Annotated in this window: 3 protein-coding genes and 1 pseudogene; all 4 read right to left on the bottom strand. The window is 40.6% G+C overall.

Annotated features, from left to right (window positions below; genetic code table 11):
- Positions 1-522, bottom strand: a 522-nt coding sequence (locus HP456_RS19920; protein WP_172254342.1) for a TasA family protein, incomplete at its 3' end; no start/stop codon positions are given.
- A 478-nt stretch (positions 523-1000) separates the two neighbouring features.
- Complete coding sequence (locus HP456_RS19915) at positions 1001-2980, bottom strand: acyltransferase family protein (protein WP_172254340.1); 1980 nt, start codon at positions 2978-2980, stop codon at positions 1001-1003.
- Positions 2981-3373: 393 nt separating this feature from the next.
- Positions 3374-3547 carry a hypothetical protein gene (locus tag HP456_RS19910; RefSeq protein WP_172254338.1) on the bottom strand — a complete coding sequence of 58 codons (174 nt, stop codon included), beginning with the start codon at positions 3545-3547 and terminating at the stop codon, positions 3374-3376.
- Between the two features lie 366 nt (positions 3548-3913).
- Positions 3914-4868, bottom strand: a pseudogene (locus tag HP456_RS19905) (pullulanase); the annotation flags it as partial.

Here is a 4868-nt window from a genome sequence, read left to right as displayed (position 1 = left end):
GTCAGAGCCATCATCAACAAATTCAAATTGTACGTATAGTAAATCACTGGAACCTGCTACTAATCCTTTGCTACCCCATTCATCTCCAATGATAGTCTCCCATGTATCTTCTACAGCTTCAGGAGACATGCTGGATAAATCAGCTAGAGTAGTAGAAAATACTGGAACGTCCAATTTATCGACATTAAACATGAAATTCACTTTAATGTGCTCACCCAAATCATTACCATCATTGTTGTTTCCGTGATCATTTACAATATAAGAAGTATCAAGTACAACATTCTTAATGTCCAATGTACCGCCATTGACTAACTCAAAAGAGCGGAGCATCGTATCTCCCGGCTTTAAGTTGTTTACGTCAATAATTGTAGTTGGATCTACCGATAAATCTAATTTACCTGCAGCAAAGGTATTACTTGCTGTAGCTGTATCACTAAAGTAAGCATATGTACCTCCCCCAACCAATGCTAACCCAAGTGCTGCTGATGCTACGCCTAAACCTAATTTTTGCTTAATTCCCATTTTCTAAATTCCTCCTTGTTTTCTCTTAGTTATTTGATTCGTTTAAAAGTTTGTTTCGTTCTTTTTAACGAACCTTACACTTGAAGTATAAGACAAATGTCATGCATTGAAAAACTTCAAATACGGTCGATTATTCGTTAAAAAGAACATATATCGTTCGTTTTCTCATTTTATCTCTAGTATTCTTACTATCTTGTAAATTATTAAGAACGTTTTTGTTCTTTATAGAATACAATTTAATGCTGCTTCTTTCCTTGAGATTGTCCTCAAGAAAAGCGGTGAACCTTAAGCACACTCGCTTGATCCACCGCTTTTGATATTGAGCTTACCATGAGAGAAGGGTAGTAAACTTAAACCGAGTATTATTATATAGTCAATACCCTCCTGTAACTTTCTCAAATTAAACTGATACATATTTCATAGATACGTCATAGGACAATATTAGCATTCCTGAATAGCATTTAATGAATTACACGTATTACTTTAGAGTTTCAAGTAAAGGACCTCGTAAAGCCCCGGCCATCGTCCTCGAATACAACGTCGACAAATGATGATAATCCCTATAAACCAACACATTTCCAACCACTGGGGAGCAGGAGGTATCATCACAGAAGTACTTTGATGAGTCAAAAAACGTGACGTTTTCAGGAATTCCTTCTGTGTTTTCCCAAGGTACTATTTCCGACAACACTTGATCCCTCGGCATGGAACATTCCTCTGCGCTCTCTTTCTGTTCCACACATTTTGGAGGGTCCCCTTCCATGGCAGGATTGTCGCGTATGGCAAAGATATTGGTTATACCTTCAAGCTTTTCCCACTGTTCCAAATATCCTTTAGGGATGGTGTCCCCCGTTCCAACATTTGCTGTTGTGAATACCGCATCAGGTGGCTCTTCATTCAGCTTCTCAATGACTTTTTCATTCCATTTCATGCACGATTCATTGAGCAGTCCGTCGAAATCATTGGTCGAAAATCTGCAGGCATCTTTATTGTATATCTCGATCTCAAATTTCATATCATCAGACAATGCTTCCAGAGCCGGGAACCAGTGTCCGGAATGAGAACCCCCTACCAGTGCAACGGTATACTTGGGATCATTTGTGTCGCCTAAAGAACATTTCGTAAATTTCTCCTCTTCTATCCCTGAAAAACACTCGGGCTTATCATAGAAAGCAGGCAGATCTTCCTTTACAACCAAGGTTGAGGGCACTGGCTGTTTATCTGGTGCAGGTTTCACACCATCCGAGATGGACATAGCTCCGGGGTATTCCTCCAGATCATATCTCTGCTCGTCCTGTCCCGCTACATAATATGCCCATCCTCCATTCACACAGATTAATGGAATCAATAAACTTGCCAGAACAACGGCCAATTTCTTTTTCGATTGTTTAATACTGATATTTCGAACGGGTGTTTCAAGAACGTTGACGGAAGCAAGGGATAATAAAAAAGCGCTCCCGATGATCATTAGTCCGTGGACAAAAGGGACCGTTTCTACCTCATTGTAAGCATAATAAAAAATAAGCAGCGGCCAATGCCATAAGTAAAAACCGTATGAGAGACTCCCAAAGTACAAGAATGGCTTCGAGCCAAGCAGCTTATCCACTCCGAGTCGAGTGCTGTTCTCCGCGGCAATGATAACAAGTATGACACCTGTTGTCGGTAATAAGGCTGCATAACCCGGGAATACCGTAGAAACCGGCAGAAGAATCCCTGTAAAGCAAATCACTGCCAATCCTGCCCACCCTAAAATCATGCTTACAGTTTTTTTAAATTCCAAATAGGGAATGAGCAGCGCCAGAATTCCTCCCAGGCTAAACTCCCATACCCGTGCAAATGTATCAAAATAAGCCCATGGCTGATTCACCCCTGTTTTATAAACGGAGTAACCAAGGGATAAGACGAACAGTGATATAAGAACTCCCAACATCGTCTTTCTGACTGGTGTTCCAAACACTTTCTCAGCAAGGAAATATGCGGCTAAAACGACAAATGGCCAAAGTATATAAAATTGCCATTGAAGTGAAAGTGCCCAGAAGTGCTGCAGGGGACTGGCCTGATTATTTTGTGCCAGATAATCCACAGAGCTGACCGCCAGATACCAATTCTCCAAATAAAATGCAGATGCAAAGATTTCAGAAATAACTTGTTTCCATTGGGATTGAGGCAGGATAAATATAGACGCGACGGCTGAAAAGAGCAAAACAGCAAACGCAATCGGAAATAATCTTCTTGCCAGTCCCATCCAATAGTCTATAAGCTTTATATGCCCTTCCTTTTCTATCTTTGATACCAATGATGTCGTAATCAAGTAACCAGAAACAATAAAAAAGACATCCACTCCACCTGATACTGCGCCTACCCAAATATGGTAGACAGCAACCAAAAAAGCCGCGACAGTTCTGACCCCTTCCAACTCGGGGCGAAATTTCTTCTCAGGTGCTTTCAAATCAACCATTTCTATCATCTCCAATACACCAAATGTGAAAACTTTATTTTCTCCGTTCACCTGCTCACAATCGAATAGTTTGAATTATAGTAAACCTATGTAAAATGTTTGCTTCACCAATGTTAGGATCTTGTAAATCTTTATATAGGAAGAGATTGCACACCGTAATTTCTATACAGGAGATTTTAACTATGTGTCTCAATGTCATTTATGTAACGGAAGTGAGTTTCTGATAAAATGCCCTTCCGACTAAACTTCAAGTACATACACAAGAATTCCCCAGTATGATCACAGAACGAAACCACCGGATTAAAGACAAAAAGTCTTAAATACGGTGGCTCAGAAAAAAACAATTATATTAGAACGAGAAGTAAGGATTTCAACTATTATAAACATCTGTTTTTAATAAGGAACGTTTCCGTTTAATCTATTCATTAATTTCATCTCGTGGTATTTGATTTTCTGTCGCAGCTTCACTTTCAATTGATGGTCCAGACACCCTGCAAGTAGCGCGTGGTTATAACTCACCTTGAACGTATGCCATTTCAATTCCAGATTAAGTAGTATTTTTTTCATTCTGATAATACCTCCTCAACTTTTATGAAAGCAACTTATTCTTGCCGGTATCTAACCATAACCAAATTTATCAAGTTTGTTATATTTACCGCTTTTTCATGAATAATAAACGTTCGTGTCGGGTGATATCTCTATCATATAAGGGGCGGGACAAGAATATTGTATATTGGTGGAGACATTTCTATAATATTTTACGACAAAATGTGAGGATAGTTGTATTTGGATTATCTGGTTTGCAAAATAACGATGCCGCAAAAAGAAAAGCGGAAAACTAAGCATTTCCGCTCAAGTTGACCGCTTTTTAAATCGTTATTTTATCTAGTTAGTCCCTTTTCTTTTTCCAGTGGTTACCCCTGCATTACCATTTTAATCTACTTTAATGACAACAGTAGTCAGCGGGTCGATCGTCAAGGTATCTCTCTTCAATTTGAAGCCCGATTTTTTCTTAACCTGCTTGACTCCGGCTTCGTCGCTGTCTACTACGACTTTTGCTCCCCTGAAGTAGATGTCACCGATTGACAGGGTGCGCTTTTTGTCGTCGGCGTTGACAAATACATAATATGTGCCTGTGTCATCGGTGGATACGTTTTTGTGAGCAAGCATCAGGTCGTTGTCCTTGATTTCGGGAATATCCAGCAGTGTGACATTCTTGTCGACTAGCTCTTTTTCACCTAATCGGAAAGCGTTCGTCGATTTTCTTAACTTGATCATGCCTTCGGTGAACTTCCTCGTTGTTGAGTTCACCTTGAATTCTTTTTTGTTCGTCGCTTTCTCCCAATCAAATTTGTTGATTGCGTCTGAAGAGTCATAAGAATCATGGATGAAATAACCGAATGGGTTACCTGTTTCATCTTTAAGTTCATGATATTTCTGTTCAGGAACTCCTTCACCGAACCATTGCTTGGTTCTTCCGTATTCCTGACCGGCGTGCAGGAAGGCTGTACCTTGAGAGGTCAGGATCATCGAGTTGCCAAGTCGGATACGTTTGTGAATTTCCAGGTTATTTTCCGGAATGGCAGGATCCTTTTTAATCGATTGAGCGATGACATCGTACAATGGAAGATTGTCATGCGCTGCGATGTATTGGACCATATCGCCCGGATCATCGTCAGCCGTATTGCCCGGCTGCCCTTTGATATTGTTGAAAATGGTATGGATATCTCTGGCGCCTCCTGTGATGAATCGAGGTTCGCCTTCCGAACCGAAGCCTGATTTCAATTCGTTTCGGATTTCGTCCGAGAATACACCGACGTCATCGGTTTTGTCCATCCAGTCCTGGTCTGCGCCCATACCTTCCAGCTCAGGGTCTGCCAGATGGCCT

Source organism: Bacillus haikouensis, assembly GCF_013179555.1.
Lineage (GTDB): Bacteria > Bacillota > Bacilli > Bacillales > Bacillaceae_B > Rossellomorea > Rossellomorea haikouensis_A.
The sequence above is the reverse complement of the archived record's forward strand: the minus strand, read 5'-3'. Positions and strand labels throughout refer to the sequence as shown.